15 protein-coding genes are annotated in these 15,278 nt (G+C 61.7%); 2 read left to right on the plus strand and 13 right to left on the minus strand.

Annotated features, from left to right (window positions below):
* Positions 1–35: 35 nt before the first annotated feature.
* Entirely contained in the window at positions 36–407 is a 372-nt protein-coding gene (locus I2H31_RS15165) for a heavy-metal-associated domain-containing protein (protein WP_196293884.1), read from the plus strand.
* 51 nt (positions 408–458) lie between these two features.
* Here I2H31_RS15165 and I2H31_RS15170 read toward each other — a convergent pair whose 3' ends face one another.
* The 12 genes from I2H31_RS15170 to I2H31_RS15225 all read right to left on the minus strand — a co-directional run bounded on the left by I2H31_RS15170 (position 459) and on the right by I2H31_RS15225 (position 13,011).
* Positions 459–1,196, minus strand: a complete 738-nt coding sequence (locus I2H31_RS15170) for a fatty acid desaturase (protein ID WP_196293885.1) — start codon at positions 1,194–1,196, stop codon at positions 459–461.
* A gap of 31 nt (positions 1,197–1,227) precedes the next feature.
* Positions 1,228–2,079, minus strand: a complete 852-nt coding sequence (locus I2H31_RS15175; protein WP_196293886.1) for a 4-hydroxy-3-methylbut-2-enyl diphosphate reductase — start codon at positions 2,077–2,079, stop codon at positions 1,228–1,230.
* A 103-nt stretch (positions 2,080–2,182) separates the two neighbouring features.
* Entirely contained in the window at positions 2,183–2,779 is a 597-nt protein-coding gene (locus I2H31_RS15180) for a hypothetical protein (RefSeq protein WP_196293887.1), read from the minus strand.
* 88 nt (positions 2,780–2,867) lie between these two features.
* Positions 2,868–3,710 carry a phytoene/squalene synthase family protein gene (locus I2H31_RS15185; protein ID WP_196293888.1) on the minus strand — a complete coding sequence of 281 codons (843 nt, stop codon included), beginning with the start codon at positions 3,708–3,710 and terminating at the stop codon, positions 2,868–2,870.
* Positions 3,711–3,822: 112 nt separating this feature from the next.
* A complete protein-coding gene (locus I2H31_RS15190; protein ID WP_196293889.1) occupies positions 3,823–5,307 on the minus strand; it encodes a phytoene desaturase family protein in 1,485 nt (494 codons plus the stop codon).
* Between the two features lie 226 nt (positions 5,308–5,533).
* The gene (locus I2H31_RS15195) at positions 5,534–6,085 is read right to left on the minus strand and encodes a sigma-70 family RNA polymerase sigma factor (protein WP_196293890.1); all 552 of its coding nucleotides are present in this window, start codon (positions 6,083–6,085) and stop codon (positions 5,534–5,536) included.
* A gap of 253 nt (positions 6,086–6,338) precedes the next feature.
* A complete protein-coding gene (locus I2H31_RS15200) occupies positions 6,339–7,238 on the minus strand; it encodes a MerR family transcriptional regulator (protein ID WP_196293891.1) in 900 nt (299 codons plus the stop codon).
* A gap of 71 nt (positions 7,239–7,309) precedes the next feature.
* Positions 7,310–7,801, minus strand: a complete 492-nt coding sequence (locus I2H31_RS15205; RefSeq protein WP_196293892.1) for a sterol desaturase family protein — start codon at positions 7,799–7,801, stop codon at positions 7,310–7,312.
* Between the two features lie 128 nt (positions 7,802–7,929).
* Positions 7,930–8,736, minus strand: coding sequence for an enoyl-CoA hydratase/isomerase family protein (locus I2H31_RS15210; RefSeq protein ID WP_196293893.1), 807 nt, complete (start codon positions 8,734–8,736; stop codon positions 7,930–7,932).
* A gap of 240 nt (positions 8,737–8,976) precedes the next feature.
* Positions 8,977–11,247, minus strand: a complete 2,271-nt coding sequence (locus I2H31_RS15215; RefSeq protein ID WP_196293894.1) for a ComEC/Rec2 family competence protein — start codon at positions 11,245–11,247, stop codon at positions 8,977–8,979.
* A gap of 109 nt (positions 11,248–11,356) precedes the next feature.
* Entirely contained in the window at positions 11,357–11,788 is a 432-nt protein-coding gene (locus I2H31_RS15220) for a GNAT family N-acetyltransferase (protein WP_196293895.1), read from the minus strand.
* Positions 11,789–11,907: 119 nt separating this feature from the next.
* Complete coding sequence (locus I2H31_RS15225; RefSeq protein WP_196293896.1) at positions 11,908–13,011, minus strand: PhoH family protein; 1,104 nt, start codon at positions 13,009–13,011, stop codon at positions 11,908–11,910.
* 128 nt (positions 13,012–13,139) lie between these two features.
* On the opposite strand from I2H31_RS15225, the gene I2H31_RS15230 reads away from it, so the two are divergent.
* Complete coding sequence (locus tag I2H31_RS15230; protein ID WP_196293897.1) at positions 13,140–13,910, plus strand: SAM hydrolase/SAM-dependent halogenase family protein; 771 nt, start codon at positions 13,140–13,142, stop codon at positions 13,908–13,910.
* A gap of 177 nt (positions 13,911–14,087) precedes the next feature.
* Here I2H31_RS15230 and I2H31_RS15235 read toward each other — a convergent pair whose 3' ends face one another.
* Positions 14,088–15,263, minus strand: coding sequence for an alpha/beta hydrolase (locus I2H31_RS15235; protein WP_196293898.1), 1,176 nt, complete (start codon positions 15,261–15,263; stop codon positions 14,088–14,090).
* Positions 15,264–15,278 lie beyond the last annotated feature (15 nt).

Below are 15,278 nucleotides of genomic sequence, written 5' to 3' on the forward strand. Positions count from 1 at the left end.
TTTTGTTATCGCTGCCTCACCCAAGCATCATTCCTATGAAATTCCTCCTCGTGCTGCCGTTGCTGGCCTTGCTGAGCTTCTCGCCTACCGCCCAGGCCCAAACCGGCCCCGTGGCTTCGGCCAAAACCGCCAACGTTGTCACCACGCAGTTCAAGACGTCGGCCGTTTGCGATATGTGCAAAGCGCGCCTTGAAAAGAGCCTGGCTTATGAGAAAGGCGTGCAGTCGGCCGTGCTCGACGTGCCCAGCAAAGTGCTCACCGTGACCTATAAAGCCGACAAAACCACGCCAGCCGCCCTGCGCACCGCCGTACAAAAAACCGGCTACGATGCCGACGACCAGACCGCCGACGCCCGCGCCTACAACCGCCTGCCCGATTGCTGCAAGAAAACCAACGCGGTGCACTAAACATCCTATTTCCTAAAATAAATAAGCCTGCTCCAAACAGAAGCAGGCTTTTTATTTCGATTTCCAGAGCCGCCACCACGGCAGATAGGGCTGGTCGTGGTGCTCGTAGTGGTACCCAAAGAAGTAGCAGCTCACGAAGGCCCATAAGTGGTGCCGGAACTGGCTGCGCGACTTGTGGGGGTTGTCGGGCGCGTGCTCGCCACGGTGGGGCAAATAGGTGCCGAAAAAAAACAGCTGGAACGTAGCCAGGATGGCGGGTATCATCCAGAAAGCAATGACGTTGGCCTGCAAGAAAAACAGCTTCAACACGTTGTAGGTGGCGGCCATCAGCAGCACCTGCCACCACGTCACGTAGTTCCAGGCGAAGCGCAGAAACCAGGGCAGGAAGCCGGGGTGGCGGCCGTCATGAAAATCGGGGTCGTCCTGGGTGCCCACGTGGCGGTGGTGGGCGTGGTGCTTGGGCAGCTGGCCCGGGAACCAGTTGTAGGCAAAAAGACCGGCCGCCACGGTGCCAATGGCGTTGTTGAGGCGCTTGTTGGGGCTTACGAGGCCGTGCATGGCATCGTGCGCCGTGATGAAGAGGCCGGTGTAGAGGTGCGTTTGGAGCAGCACCAGCAGGTAGGGCGCAGGGCTGCGCCAGTTGGGCGCGTACCCGGCCAGCAAAAAGCCCAGCAGCGTGGCCCAGGCCGCCCCCACCGCCGCCGCTACTGCCACCCCTTTCAGGCCCAGCGGCGCCGGCGCTACCCGGCGGGAAGCAAGCGAAGCCGGCGGGTGAAGAGCGGTTTGCATGGGCAGATAGACCTAAGCCAGGGCGGCGAAACTATAGACTCAGCAACTGGTCGCGCACCTGCTCCATCAGCCACATGGGCGTGCTGGTGGCCCCGCAAATGCCCACCGACTGGCCCGGCCGGAACCAGTCGGCCTGAATTTCGCCCACGTTCGAGATGAAATGCGTTTGCGGGTTGGTTTCGAGGCACACCTGGTAGAGCACCTTGCCATTCGAGCTTTTGGTGCCCGAGACAAACACAATCTGGTCGAACTGCGCGGCGAAGCGCCGCAGGTCCTTGTCACGGTTGCTCACCTGCCGGCAGATGGTGTCGTTGGCGTTCACCTGGTAGCCGCGCCCCTCCAGCTGGTTCTTGATGTTGTAGAAGCTGTTGGTGCTCTTGGTGGTCTGGCTGTAGAGGGTGATGTTTTCGGGCAGCTCGTGGCGCAACAGCTCGTCGAGGTTCTCAAACACCACGGCGTCGCCGCCGGTCTGGCCCAGCAGGCCCAGCACTTCGGCGTGGCCGTGCTTGCCGTAGATGAAGATTTTCTCCTTGCGGTCGTAACTGGCCTTGATGCGGTTTTGCAGCTTGAGCACCACCGGGCAGCTGGCGTCAATCAGCGTGAGGTTGTTTTCCATGGCCATCTGGTAGGTGGCCGGGGGCTCGCCGTGGGCCCGGATGAGCACGGCCTCGTTGCGCAGCTCGGCCAGCCGCTCGTGGCAGATGATGCGCAGGCCGCGGGCTTCCAGGCGCTGCACTTCTTCGTCGTTGTGCACGATGTCGCCCAGGCAATAGAGGTAGCCTTGCTCGTCGAGCAGGTCTTCGGCCATTTGAATGGCGTAAATCACGCCGAAGCAAAAGCCGGAGTTGGGGTCGATGCGGACGCTGAGGTGCAAGTGGGGCATACGTCAGGACAAACCGCGAAAGCACGGTTAAGGTTGTGACCGCCGGTCACGTTTTCGGCAGCAGCCAAAAGCTACGTCAGAACCGCGCAAACCGGTTTTTGGTTTACTCGGCCACGCGGTTCAGGCGCTGGGCCTGCTCGTCGCTCACGTGGCCGCGGTTCACCAAAAAGTGGCGCACCGTGCGAAAGGCTTCGGCGTCCAGCCCCGACTTGGGATGGGCCAAGGCGGCATTGAGCAGCAGCTCTTTGTCTTCGTCCACGTGCTTGCTCAGGCCGAGGAAGGCGGGCAGGTTGCTTTCCACCGAAAAGCGCAGGAAGCGGATTTCGGGGTTGTTGGGGTCGAGGCTCACGGCTTGCTCGAAGGTGCGGGCGGCGTCCTGCACGTAGGTCAGCTTGTTGAACATCGACGCGTCGCGGGCCCGAATGGCCTCGGCCGCGCCTTTGTAGCCCAGCACCAGCGCGTCGCGGTCCTTGTAGTCGGCCAGCAGCTTGTAGAATTTCTCGCCGGCGGCTTTGTCGGCGGCGGCCTGCTCGTAGTGGCGGCGGAGGATGGTGGGGTGGAAAGGGGAATCCAAAGCGGCGAAGGAAAAAGAGAAAGTAAAAGAAGACGGTGCTGCGGCACTCGCCCCGGTGGCCGGCGCGGCGCCCAACGCTACGGGCAGCAGAAACAGGCCCACCCGCCATTGAAACAAACTTTTCATGGGTACAAAACTAGTTTTAGCGGCAACTAATTCACCGGGGCTGGCTACGGGCATACGGCAAACCGCCGCCAACAGCCCACCGGGCCCGTTATAAGCGCGACAGTCGGTAGCGGAAATACGAGCCCAGCAGCAGCAGCACTTTGGTGTTGTCGGGCACGCGCACCCGCTCGCCCAAGATGCGCGCCGCGGGCAGCTTTTTGATTTTGTAAAACAGCTTCAGGTAGTACACATACGCCAGGTACACGCCCAGCTTGGCCGAGCGCGGCAGCTGCTGAATGCCCACGTAAGCCGCCTCAAAATCGGCTTTGATGTCGGCCTCAATCTCGCTTTTGGTGGCGTCGTTGAACCGCTGGTACACCACGCCGGGGAAGTACACGCGGCCCCGCTCCTCGTAATCGGAACGGATGTCGCGCAGAAAATTCACCTTCTGAAACGCCGCCCCCAGCCGGCAGGCCGGCGCCCGCAGCCGCTCAAACAAGGCCTGGTCGCCGTCGCAGAAAATGCGCAAACACATCAGCCCCACCACTTCGGCCGAGCCGTAGATGTACTCATTGTACAGGTCGGAGTGGTAGCTCTGGTCTTCCAAATCGAGCGCCATGCTGTGCAGAAACGCCTCAATAAACTCGCGGTCGATGCCGTAGCGCCGCACCACGTGCTGGAACGCGTGCAGCACCGGGTTAAAACTCAGGCCGGCATCGAGCGCCTCGTAAGTCTGGCGCCGGAAGTCGGCCAGCAGCGCCGCCTTGTCGTGCTCATGAAAGGTATCCACAATTTCATCGGCCCAGCGCACAAACCCATACACGGCGTACACGGGCAGGTGCAGCCGCTCGTCGAGCGTGCGAATGCCCAGCGTGAACGAGGTGCTGTAGCGCCCGGTGATGAGCTTGCTGCACGCCAGGCTGGTGTCGGTGAAGAGTTTAACGTGGTCCATTTTATTGTGTCAGCCCGTCATGCCGAGCGCCGCGAAGCATCTTTACCTCAGTAGTGATTAAAGCTGATGCAACGAAGCGGTAAAGATGCTTCGCGGCGCTCGGCATGACGGGCTATTTGTTCTCCTTAAGCACTTCGCCCGCCACCACCTGGCCCGAAATCAGCGAGGGCGGCACGCCCGGCCCGGGCACGGTAAGCTGGCCGGTGAAATACAAATTACCGACTTTTTTGCTCTTCAACGTAGGCTTCAGAATGGCCGTCTGCTTCAGCGTGTTAGCTAAACCGTAGGCATTGCCCTTGAAGCTGTGGTAATCGGCCACGAAGTCGCGGTGGGCGTAGCTGCGCTTGAACACCACCGCGTCGCGGATGGGGTGGCCGCAGTGCTTTTCCAGCCGGTCCATCAGCAGGTCGTAGTACCGCTCGCGGGTGGCGTCGTCGTCCGTCAGCCCCGGCGCCACCGGGATGAGCAGAAACAGGTTTTCCTGGCCCGCGGGCGCCACCGCGGGGTCGGTTTTGCTGGGCACCGAAGCGTAGTAGAGCGGCCGGGTGGGCCACTGCGGCTGCTCGTATATCTCGCGGGCGTGCTGGTTGAGGTCCTCGTCAAAAAACAGGTTGTGATGGCGCAATTTGTCCAGCTTGCGGTTCACGCCGAGGTAAAACAGCAGGCTCGATGGTGCCATCACGCGGGAGTTCCAGTATTTTTCGTCGTAATGCCGGTATTCGGGTGCCAGTACCTCCTGCTCGATGTGGTGGTAGTCGGCCCCTGCCACCACGGCATCGGCGGCTACGAAGCCGCTGGCGGTGCGCACGCCGGTGCTGCGGCCGTTTTCCACCACGATTTCGCGCACTTCCTCGTTGTAACGGATTTCCACGCCCAGCTCTTCGGCCAGGCGCACCATGCCTTCCACAATCTTGTGCATCCCGCCTTTGGGGTACCAGGTGCCCAGCGCTAAATCGGCGTAGTTCATCAGCGAGTACAGCGCGGGCGTGTTCTCCGAAGTAGCGCCCAGAAACAGGATGGGAAACTCCACCAGCTCCAGCAGGCGCGGGTCTTTAAAAAAGCGGCGCACGTGCTTGTGCATGCTTTGCAGCACGTCCATGCGCACCATGTCCACGAGCAGCTTGGGGTCGGCAAACTCAAATACCGACCGGCTCGGCGCGTACACCAGGCGGTTTATCCCAACTTCGTACTTATAAGCGGCCTGCTTCAAGAACTCATCAAGCCGCGCGGCACTGCCCGGCTCGAAGCGCTCAAACAAGGCCCGCAGCTCGCTCATCCGGGCCGGAATATCCACGGCTTCCGGCCCGCGGAAAACCACCTGGTACGAAGGGTCCAGCCGCTCCAGCTCGTAGTAGTCAGCCACTTTCTTGCCGAAGCGGGCGAAGTACTTCTCAAACACATCGGGCATCCAGTACCAGCTTGGGCCCATGTCGAAGGTGAAGCCCTGGGCGCGGAACACGCGGGCCCGGCCGCCGGGGCCTTCGTTTTTTTCAAGCACCGTGACGCGCCAGCCGGCCTGCGCCAAGGTGCTGGCGGCCGCCAGCCCGGCAAAGCCGGCCCCGATTACAACGGCGTGTTTGGAAGAGGGTGGTTGCAAAGGTGAGTTACTGCTATTCTGGATAAAGGAGACCGTCCTGTCGAGCTTGTCGAGACATCTCGCTCGGGATAATTAATTAGTTCAGCACGCGAGATGTCTCGACAAGCTCGACAAGACGTTCCATGTACGGTGCGCGGTATCATACCCCTGCCCTTAAAACAAGCCGCCGGCCCCGCGCCGCGGATTGCAGCAACAAGGCCGGCGGCCAGGGAACGACGCCGGGCGCCTAGTCTTCAACGGTTTCGGTGGCATCGGCGGCCGAGGCGCCGACGGGGGCATACACCTGCAAGGCCGCTTTCAAGTCCTTGCGGGCAATGTGAATGCGGTTTTTGACGGTGCCAATGGGGATTTGCAGCTTCTCGGCAATCTCCATGTACTTGTAGCCGATGTAGTACATCATGAACGGCGTCCGGTAGTCGGTGCCGAGGCTGGAAATGGCCTCGTTGATGTCACGCACCACGAAATCCGACGTGGCACCGTTGTGGGTGATGTAGTTCTGGTCGGTGTTGAAATACTGGAAATACTCCGTCGAATCAATGTTGGAGCTACGCTTGGTAATCTTGTTGTAGTTGTTGATGAAGGTGTTGCGCATGATGGTATACAACCACGCCTTCAGGTTGGTACCGGCTTTAAACTTGTCTTTGTTGAGCAGGGCCTTGAGGAGGGTTTCCTGCACCAAATCCTTGGCATCATCAGCGTCTCGCGTCAAATTCATGGCGGCGGGCCGGAGGGTGAGCGAAATCTTCTGCACTTGCGAGGTGAATTCTAGCGAAGTCATGCTGTTTAGCTTTTCGTGGCCGATTGTTAAACAAATATACGAGCCCGCCGCAAAATCAGCCAGCCCCCGCCGAAAGAATTTCGTTCGGCACGCCTACTACTTTCTCGCAGGCGCGGCAAGGTACGCCCGGCCAGGGGATTGCCGCGGCGCCGGACCTGCTTTTGCCATTACCAAATTGTGAAGCCGGCTGGCTACCCCAGCCCACCAACTACGCGCCAAACCAAGCCCATGGTTTGCTTTCCAGGCCGCCTTTTTACGCCGCCACCGGCTCGGCGGCGTGCTCCCCCACCAGGGCCAGAAAATCCGTCATCAGCTCCGGCGAAACACAGTTTTTGGGCAACACCAGCCCTTCCTGCCGGGCCAGTTGGCCGTACATTACCACCAGTTTATCGGGGCAGCAGGCCGCCACGGCTTCGGCAAACTCCCCCACCCGGCCGCGCTCCGGCTGGGTGGTTAGCACGGTGGCCACGGCGTCGGGGTGGTAGGTGCGGCACACCGCGTTGAGCTCTTCCAAAGGCAAGTTTTGGCCCAGGTACAGGGTGTGCTGGCCGCGGGCGCGCAGCACGTAGTTCATGAACAGCAAGGCCAGCTCGTGCAGCTCATCGGCCGGCAAAAACAGCACCCAGCGCCGCGCCGTGGCCGGCACGCTGGGCAGCGCATCGGTGGCAGCCAAAATCTTTTGGCGCAGCAAATGCGCAATCAGGTGCTCCTGGGCTGGGTTGACGGTGCCGGCCAGCCACATCAGGCCAATGCGCTGCAGCAGCGGGTAGGCCACAAACAGCATCATTTTTTCAAAGCCCAGCTTGCTGCTGGCCTCGGTTAGCAAGAGGTTGAGGCGCAGCTCGTCGAAGCTGAGCATGGCGGCCAGCAAGGCATTGACCTGCTGGTGGTAGTCGTGCACGTCGTTGCAGCAGGCCAGCACGGCGGCCTGAATTTCGGCGTCGCTCAGGCGGGCCACCTGCGAGATGCGTTGGCCCCGGCTGCACAGCGTGGTCACGTTGAGCAGGCGGCGCAGGTCGCTTTCGCAGTAGGTGCGAATGTTGGTGGCCGTGCGCACCGGCCGCAACAGGCCGTAGCGCTGCTCCCACATCCGAATGGTGTGCGCCTTGATGCCCGAAAGCTGCTCTAAGTCGCTGATGGAGAACTGGCCCACGTGGTTAATTAAAAATTATGAATTATGAATTAAAAATTGAGCGTAGGCGCAACGGCACAGCAACACCTTTTTTACTCATTTTTAGTTTTTTCCTTATTAATTTTTAATTGCCGCTTCCGGGCCAGCTCTAGGTATTTGGGCGACACCCAGAGCAGGCCAAACTCGGCCGAGCCATCGCGGCCCTGGGTTTTGTGGTGGGTTTTGTGGGCCATGTTGAGGGCCCGCAGGTAGGTGTTGTCCGATTTTTTCCAGAAGCGCAAGCGGCCGTGTATCAGCACGTCGTGCACGAAAAAATACACCGTGCCGTAGGCCGCGATGCCCACGCCCACCCAGAACCACCAGCGCCCGCCGTTGTCGCCGGTGATGAACAAAGCGGCCGAAATGCCGCCGTAAATCAGGAAAAACAGGTCGTTGCGCTCCACCGGGTGCGGGTGCCGCACGTGGTGCGAGCGGTGCAAAAACCACAGCGGCCCATGCTGCACAAACTTGTGCATGAACCACGCCCAGAATTCCATGAATCCGAAGGTGGCGAGGGTGATGCCGAGGGCGGCCAATGCTGTCATGCGCAGGTAACCAGAACGGGAAAAGGGATGTTTGGAAATGACGCCAAAACGCCGCTCAGTCTTCGTTAATTCCGAGGACCAAGCGGCGTTTCGAACTCCTAATTTACTTCAGCCAACCGACTTTTCGGTTACCAGCCAATCTTCTCCTTGCTCAAAAAGGCGGCAATGCCGCGGCGGCAGTCTTCCGAGCCGCGGGCTTCGGCATTGCGCTGGGCGGCGTAGCGAAGGCCTTCTTCCAGGTCCATTTCGGGCAGCCGGGCCAGCATTTCCTTGGTCACTTCCATGCTTTGGGCCGAGTTTTCGCGGCACAGGCGCTGGGCGTAGATTTTCACGGTTTCGGCCAGCTCGTCTTTGGGCACCATGAAGGTGATGAGGCCCATGTCGAGGGCGGCCTGGGCCGGCACTACGTCGCCGGTAAGCAGCAATTGCTTGGTGCGCGCCTCCCCGATTTTGCGCACCAGAAACACGCTCACGATGGCGGGCAGGAAGCCGATTTTCACTTCGGTGTAGCCAAACTTGGCTTCGGGCACGGCAAAGGTGAGGTCGCAGATGGCGGCGAGGCCGCAGCCGCCGGCCAGCGCGTGGCCCTGCACTTGGCCGATGACGACCTTCTTGAGGGTATAAATCTGGTGGAAGAGCTGCATGAGGTGCGTCGAGTCTTCCAGGTTGTCGGTGTAGCCGAAGCCTTGCAGGTCCTGAATGTAGGCCAAGTCGGCGCCGGCGCAAAACACGTCGCCGGCCGCGCGCAGCACGATGACTTTCGCGTTTTCGTCGTTTTCGGCAAACTCGAAAGCTTGCTTGAGCTCGGTTACCACGTCGGCGTTCAGGGCGTTGCGCTTGTCGGGCCGGTTGAGGGTGATGTAGCCAATGCGGTCCTGGGCTTCGTAGCGGATGTAGCGAAGGGCTTCGAGTTCGGGGGTGAGCAAGTTTTCCATAAGGAGCGGGAACGGCGCGGACGGATGGTTGTACCCATGATGCCAACCGCCGGGAAATGGTGGCACCTGGTGAGCAATTAACGAAAAAAAGGCGCAGATGGTCGGCTTCCGCTCGACTGAGCTGGCATGCACGCCGACTAAACGGCCTGGCTGCGTGGTTTAATGGCGCTTTGCCATCAACTCGGGCCCGGCCGGCATTGCGGTTGCCTGCGCTCGGCCCGGGGCCTTATGGGTGCGCGGCTACAGCGGCGGCGCGCACCGAAAAGCGCCCTGAGCCGTGACGTCCCAGGTGCGGAAGCCGTGCGCGCGCAACAAGGAATCCTGCCGGGCCACGTACCAGATTTTGCAACTCGAATCAAAAACGACCTGCGTCGTTGGCCCGAACACCGCGGCCACAGTTTCGGGTTTCACGCGGGCGTTGCGGCGCAGCACCAGCACGTCGACCGGCGCGGGTTGCGTGGCCGAGGAAATATGGTTGGAGACAAACCCAATGCGCAGGCCGCGCCACTGGGCCAGCAGCACCGGGCCAGGCTTCCAGTACAGCTGCTCGCGGGCGCTGTCGGCATCGGCCAGCCGCCGCACCGGGACGGTGCTGCCGCGCCAGCCCACGCTGTAGTGGGTGCGGCGGGCAGCCTTGCGGATGATGCCTGGCAGCAGGCGGTAGGTGCGCTCGGTTTCGTTGAGCGCCACGGAATCGGGCGTGACGAACTCGGCGCTGGCGCCCTGCCAGAAGCCCACCGCCGAGCGCCGCGGAATGCTGTACACAATGAATTCTTCGGTGGGCGCCACGGCGCGGGCCTCGGCCACGCGGCTGCCGGCGTAGCACAGGAGCAGCAGCGCCATGCCGCGCAGCCAACTCAGGTGGCGGGTGTTGAGCCAGGCCAGAAACGTGCCGATGAGGCCGAAGATGAGGACCGTTTGCAGGGCCGACACGTGGATGTCGCGCACCACCCAGCCAGAGAAGTAGCGACTGATGAGAAAGATGTATTCGTTAAACATCCACACCATCCACTCAAAAACCCAGGCGAAGAAACGGGGCAGCAAATCGAGCCACCAATCGGCGGCATCCGGCAAAACCATTCCCAGCCCTGCGGCAAGTCCCTTCAACGCCAGCAGTCCCAACCCCACGTACACAGCCATACTCGAAATGGGCACCGCCACGAGGTTGGAGAACAAAAAGCTGAACGGAAACTGGTGGAAATAGTACAGTCCCAGCGCAAACGTGGCCACCTGCGCCGCCAGCGACAACGCCACGGCCTGCCAGACCTTGTCCAGGAACCAGCCGCTGCCTTTCCAGGCCCACTGCACCGGCTTTATGTGCCAGGGCCGGCGCCGGGCGTAGAAATAGCCTTCCACATCGAGCCAGCGGGCGATGCGCGGCTGGATGTACACGATGCTGAGCACCGCCAGAAACGACAGCTGAAACCCCACATCGGCCACCAGAAACGGATTCCAGAGCAGCAGAAAAAACGCCGCCACCGCCAGCGTGTTAAAGATGGAGCTTTGCCGCCCCCAGGCCCTCCCGATGATGAGAAACGTAAACATCACCGTGGCCCGCAGCACCGACGCCGACAGCCCCGTGACGAAGGCGTAGCTCCAGATAACCGTGAGCCCGAGCAGCGCCGACCACAGGCGGAACCCCGGCACCCGCGCGAAAAAGAACTGCAGCACCGCCGTGAGCGCATAAAACAACAGCCCCACCTGCAGGCCGCTCACCGCCATGATGTGCGACGTGCCCGTGCTGCTGTAGGCCAGTTTGGTTTCTGAGTCGACGTCGTCCTTAATGCCCAACACCAGCGCCGAGGCAATGGCATACTCGCGTTTGGCCTTGATATAGTGACGGAAAACGCCGTCGAGCTTTTCGGCTGCATACATGCTCCAGAACACCAAGATATTCGGCGGGTCCGTGCGCAGCACTTTGTACTGGTCGGGGTGAATGTATTGCTGGTGATACACCTGCCGGTAGGCCAGGTACTGGCGGTAGTCGAACTCGCCGGGGTTGAGCGGCGGCTTGCTGGGGTCGGGGTGCCCGCGGATGAGCCAAACCTCGCCGTAGCGCGGCTGCGCAATGCCCGCCACCCGCGGCAGCGACACCCGCACGCCGCCCGTGGCCCGGCGCCAGCGGCCGCCCACCCGCACGGCCCGCACCCGCAGCGTGGTGGCAAACGTGGCCGCGCGCACCACGGTGGCCTCGTCCACCACCGCCTGGTAGCAGTCAACTTTATCGGCGAAGCGGAACAGGTGGTCGGCCCGGCGGCTTTCGGTGGCGCGCTGGGTGAGCGCCCCCCCAAAAAACGCCACCGCCACCAACGCCACGATGCCGGCCGCGTCGGCGGCCGAGGGCCGGCGCTGGCGGATGGCCCAGCTAATGAACCCGATGGCGGCCACCACCAGGCCCGCCGCGGCCGGCCACAGCTCCGGCCAACCCTCCCCAAGGTATAGGCAGGCCACAATGCCTCCAATCAGCGCCGGGGTGTAGCGAACGAACGGAAAAGTGGCCCAGGTAATCATTGGCGGCAGAGGCAGAGGATGTATTGAGTTGGCAATGTAGCCCTTTGCCCCGAAATCGCCCGGTGCTCATATTTCCTATCCTCTCAGCCTCGCTTCGGCAGGGTGCTAGCTAGCGCACCATTTTGAAGTGCTGGATATTGGCCTCCTCAAACATCTCCCCTTCCGTTTTGAAGCCGTGGCGCTCGTAAAACGGCACGGCCCGCAGCTGCGCATTCAAATACACTACGGCTTCAGGCAGCTCGGCCTGCACATCGGCCAGCACGGCGTGGAGCAGCGCGGCCCCGATTTCCTGGTTCCGAAACCCGGGCAGCACGGCGAAACGCTCCAGCTTCACGCCGTTTTCGGTTTCGCGCCAGCGGGCGGCCCCGGCGGGGGTGCCATCGGCGGCCCGGGCCAGGTAGTGGCGGGCATCGGTGCGGTCGTGCACGTCGTGCTCCTTGGCGGCGGGCACGCCCTGCTCTTCCTGGAATACTTTTTCGCGAATGGTGAAGGCGGCGTCGAGGTCGCGCAGGTCGGTGATGCGGTAGGCGGAGGCGGGCATGGGAAATGATTAAAAAGCTGTCATCCTGAGCGCAGCGAAGGACCTTCTCTCGGCGGAACGTTTTCCGTTCATGCGTGAGAAGGTCCTTCGCTGCGCTCAGGATGACAAGTGAGTTTCGGCTACAGTGCCTGCTCGTGGTTCACGGGCAGTTCCACTTCTGGTTCGGGCTGGGCGCTGTCCACGAGCAGGCCTTGCTCGCGCAGGCGGCGCTCGTGGCGCTCGTCGCGGCGCTGGCCGTTGGCGGCGCTTTGCTGGCCCTGGCGGGTTTGCTCGTCGGTGTCGTACTTGTCGTAGGCTTCCACAATTTCTTTCACCAAGCGGTGACGCACCACGTCTTCGGAGGTCATTTCGACGTAGCCGATGCCCTGCACGTTTTTCAGGATGTCCAGCGCCTGCATCAGGCCCGATTTCTGGCGGGTGGGCAGGTCAATCTGGCTGCGGTCGCCGTTCACCATCACCTTGGCGGTGGGGCCCATGCGGGTCAGAAACATCTTCAACTGAGAGGGCGTGGTGTTCTGGGCTTCATCCAGGAGCACGAAAGCATTGTTCAGCGTCCGGCCGCGCATGTAAGCCAGCGGAGCGATTTCGATGATTTTGTTTTCCTGGTAGAATTTCAGCTTTTCGGCCGGAATCATGTCTTCCAAGGCGTCGTAAATCGGGCGCAAATACGGGTCCACCTTCTCCTTCATGTCGCCGGGCAGGAAGCCGAGGCTTTCGCCGGCCTCCACCACGGGGCGCGAGATGATGATTTTCTTCACCTCTTTGTTTTTGAGCGCACGCACGGCCAGGGCCACCGAAATGTAGGTTTTGCCGGTGCCGGCGGGGCCCAGGGTGAAGGTGAGGTCGTGGGCCATCACGGTATCCACCAGCTTTTGCTGGTTGGGCGTTTTGGCTTTGATGACGCCGCCTTTGGCCCCGAACAAAATGACGTCGGGCGAGGCGGCCAGCACCCGGCCCTCGGCCTCTTCGGAGGTGGCGGAGAGGTATTGGTTCACCGTTTTGTCGGTGATGGCGCCGTATTGGTGGTAGTGCTCGATGAGCGACGACAATAAATCGTTGATGCGGGAGATGACCGCCGGCTGGCCTTGAATCTTGATTTCGTTGCCGCGGCTGATGATTTTAGAGCCCGGGAAAGCGGCGGCTAACTGGCGGATATTCTGGTTGTCGGGGCCGAGGAAATCGACCAAGGACATGTTTTCGAGGGTGATGATTTTTTCGACCAAGTGCGGGGAGAGGGGGAAAGAAGGCGAGGGAACAGCCAAAAAAGAAACGAGCCTTTCCGCGCAAACCGGCTACTTTTGCCCCGGTTCGGGCGGACCAACAATACTACGAAAAACTACGGAACGCAGGCATGGGCTTGATTACATTGCTGACCGATTTTGGCTACCGCGACCATTACGTGGCGGCGCTGAAAGCGCGACTTCTGCAATTGGCCCCGGCGACGCCCGTGGTCGATATCAGCCACGGCGTCGAACCCTTTAACATCGCGCACGCCGTTCACGTTCTCCAAGCCGTATTTCGGGAGTTTCCCGCGGGCACGGTGCACGTCATCGGCGTCGACGACCACGGCGCCGGCCCCGAGCCCGGCTGGCAGGTGGCGCGGTTTCAGGGCCACTATTTTGTGGCCGGCGACAACGGCATCCTGGCCCTGCTCACCAACAGCGCGCCCGAGGAACTGGTGGCCCTGCCGGCCGCCGTGACGGCCTCCCCCACCCGCGACGTGCTGCTGCCCGCCGCCGTGGCCCTGGCCAACGGCGAGGCGCTGACTTCGCTGGGCCCCGTCGTCACCGGGTTTCATCAGCTCAACAACCGGCAGGTGCGCATTCAGGACCACCGCATCACCGGGCACGTGGCCCACGTGGACCACTACGGCAACCTGATTACCAACATTTCCCGCACAGCGGTAGAGGCCGTGGGCCACGGCCGCGCCTTCGCCGTGCACTTCGGCCGCGACGTGGTGCGCGAGGTGCACCCGCACTTCTCGGCCGCCCCACCCGGCGAGGCCGTGGCCGTGTTCAACAGCCAGGACTGCCTGTGCCTGGGCATCTGCCAGGGCAACGCCTCCGAGCTGCTGGGCCTGCATTTTGATTCGCAGGTAGACGTGCGCTTTCCGGCGGAATAGCGTCCCAAGGACCAAAGCAAGGCCAAAAAAGAACGTCATGCTGAGCCTGTCGAAGCATCTCGCGTGCAAGTGTAAATCAATCGTTAGACGGTTTTGATTACTTGAGCACGCGAGATGCTTCGACAAGCTCAGCATGACGTTATGGCGTTCTAAGTCAGCTCAGACGGAAGCAAGCGCTTACTTCAGCGCGCCTTTCAAGTCACTCACCACCACGCCCTGCGCGTCTTTGGCTTCGGGCACCACGGCCGCCATGCCGAAGAATTCGTGCGTGGTGCCTTCGTAGAGCTTGTAATTGGTTTTCACGCCGGCAGCGGTGAGGTTGTCGGCCAGGGTTTTGCCTTCGCTTTTCAAGGGGTCGTAGTCGGCCCCGATGATGGTGGTGGGCTCCAGGCCTTTCAGATTGGCCGCCACCAGGTTGATGCGCGGGTCCTTCAAATCGGCCGGGGTGCGCTGGTAGTTCTTGAAAAACCACTCCATGCCGCCTTTATTGAGCGGCGCGGTTTCGGTATTGGCCTGGTAAGAAGGCGTGTTGGTGTCGGAGCCGGCGATGGGGTACACCAGCACCTGGTACTTGGGCAGGGCCACTTTTTTGTCGCGCGCCATGATGCTCACGTTGCAAGCCAGGTTGCCGCCGGCGCTTTCGCCCACCACGGCCACTTTGGCGGGGTCGCCTTTCATGCCAGCGGCATTCTTGAGCACGTATTGGTAAGCAGCAAAGGCGTCGTCGTGGGCGGCCGGAAACTTGTGCTCCGGCGCCTTGCGGTATTCCACCGACACCACCACGGCGCCCACCTGCTCGCACAGCGCCTGGGCCGAGGCGGCGTAGGTGTCGTTGGTGGCAATGACCCAGCCGCCGCCGTGGTAATACACGATGACCGGAAACGGCCCGGCCGCGCCTTTGGGCGTGTAGATGCGGGCTTTCAGGCCGGGCGTAAGCGTTTTGGTGACGGTGTCGCAGTTCAGGGGCGGCGCGGGGATGTTGCTCAAGCGCATTTGTTTTTTGGCGGCATCGGCGGCGCTGGGCTGCTTGCGGGCCTGGGCGGCGGTCAGCTCCGGCAAGGGCTTGTTTTTGAAGCTCATGAGCTGCTCAATCACGGCCTGCATCTCAGGTTTGAGGTTGGGGCCCCAGGCGGGCTTGGCCATCGTGGGCTTCACGGTGCCGGGGGCGCTGGCCGTGGCGGTGCTGTCGGCGTTAGTGCCGGTGGTGGCGCTGTCGGCGGGGGCTCCGGCAGCGGCGGTAGTGGTTTCGCTTTCGGTGGTTTTGCTGTTGCAGCTGCTCAGCAGCGCGCTGCCCGTGAGGGCCGAAGCCAGCAGCAGCGCCAGCGGCAATGAGCGGTAGGCAAGGTGATTCATGAAACTTCTTTTGAA

The organism is Hymenobacter ruricola, from assembly GCF_015694525.1.
Classification (GTDB): domain Bacteria; phylum Bacteroidota; class Bacteroidia; order Cytophagales; family Hymenobacteraceae; genus Hymenobacter; species Hymenobacter ruricola.

Bases quoted from the DNA above. Each gene is read 5' to 3' on its own strand.
- I2H31_RS15165 (WP_196293884.1), top strand. From the start codon at position 36: ATGAAATTCCTCCTCGTGCTGCCGTTGCTGGCCTTGCTGAGCTTCTCG.
- I2H31_RS15170 (WP_196293885.1), bottom strand. From the start codon at position 1,196: ATGCAAACCGCTCTTCACCCGCCGGCTTCGCTTGCTTCCCGCCGGGTA.
- I2H31_RS15175 (WP_196293886.1), bottom strand. From the start codon at position 2,079: ATGCCCCACTTGCACCTCAGCGTCCGCATCGACCCCAACTCCGGCTTT.
- I2H31_RS15180 (WP_196293887.1), bottom strand. From the start codon at position 2,779: ATGAAAAGTTTGTTTCAATGGCGGGTGGGCCTGTTTCTGCTGCCCGTA.
- I2H31_RS15185 (WP_196293888.1), bottom strand. From the start codon at position 3,710: ATGGACCACGTTAAACTCTTCACCGACACCAGCCTGGCGTGCAGCAAG.
- I2H31_RS15195 (WP_196293890.1), bottom strand. From the start codon at position 6,085: ATGACTTCGCTAGAATTCACCTCGCAAGTGCAGAAGATTTCGCTCACC.
- I2H31_RS15205 (WP_196293892.1), bottom strand. From the start codon at position 7,801: ATGACAGCATTGGCCGCCCTCGGCATCACCCTCGCCACCTTCGGATTC.
- I2H31_RS15210 (WP_196293893.1), bottom strand. From the start codon at position 8,736: ATGGAAAACTTGCTCACCCCCGAACTCGAAGCCCTTCGCTACATCCGC.
- I2H31_RS15215 (WP_196293894.1), bottom strand. From the start codon at position 11,247: ATGATTACCTGGGCCACTTTTCCGTTCGTTCGCTACACCCCGGCGCTG.
- I2H31_RS15220 (WP_196293895.1), bottom strand. From the start codon at position 11,788: ATGCCCGCCTCCGCCTACCGCATCACCGACCTGCGCGACCTCGACGCC.
- I2H31_RS15230 (WP_196293897.1), top strand. From the start codon at position 13,140: ATGGGCTTGATTACATTGCTGACCGATTTTGGCTACCGCGACCATTAC.
- I2H31_RS15235 (WP_196293898.1), bottom strand. From the start codon at position 15,263: ATGAATCACCTTGCCTACCGCTCATTGCCGCTGGCGCTGCTGCTGGCT.